This is a genomic window from Vibrio sp. 2304 (assembly GCF_033339475.1).
Classification (GTDB): Bacteria; Pseudomonadota; Gammaproteobacteria; order Enterobacterales; family Vibrionaceae; genus Vibrio; species Vibrio alginolyticus.
In genome coordinates, this window is record NZ_JAWOUQ010000110.1 from 1 (window position 1) to 558 (window position 558).

The 558-nt window shown below is 27.8% G+C and carries 1 protein-coding gene; it reads right to left on the bottom strand.

The genetic code is table 11. From position 1 onward, the window contains the following. A partial coding sequence (locus R7P64_RS24510) for a stalk domain-containing protein (protein WP_318124232.1) occupies nucleotides 1-236 on the bottom strand: 236 nt, incomplete at its 3' end. Between the last annotated feature and the right edge of the window lie 322 nt (nucleotides 237-558).

Below are 558 nucleotides of genomic sequence, written 5' to 3' on the forward strand. Positions count from 1 at the left end.
TATGCTCCCCTTGTTTGTGGGTAAAATACTGTTATAATATATGGCTCTGGGAATGGGAGTTTTTCAGGAGTAGTATCAGGGTTAGGTGTTTTAATATCTATAATATTTACTTTTAAGCCTCTTTGATAATCGATTGTTGCACCAAGAGCTTCTGCTACAAATCTTAAAGGCACATAAGTTCTATCTTTTAAGAGTAGGGCTTTTGTATCTACTACTTTACCATCTTGGACATCCATAGGGGTTTTTACTCCATTTACTGTTGCAGTAGTTTCTCCTATTTTTTTGGTAACTTTGTATTATATTATCTATTATTTATCGTTCGTTTCAAAGCTTTTATGATTTCAATCGTAAATTTACATTAGATTTTTTTTATATAAAATGGTATAATTTTACATTATATTATTCATTTAGAATTTAAAAACAAAGAAGAGGTGTTAATTTATGAAAAAAACATTCAAAATAATTTGTTTAATTTTAGCTTTTTTATTAATGGTACCTGCTAACTTTTCTTTTGCTGAATCAGATTATTATTTCGAAATAGCTGAAGTCAAAATTAAG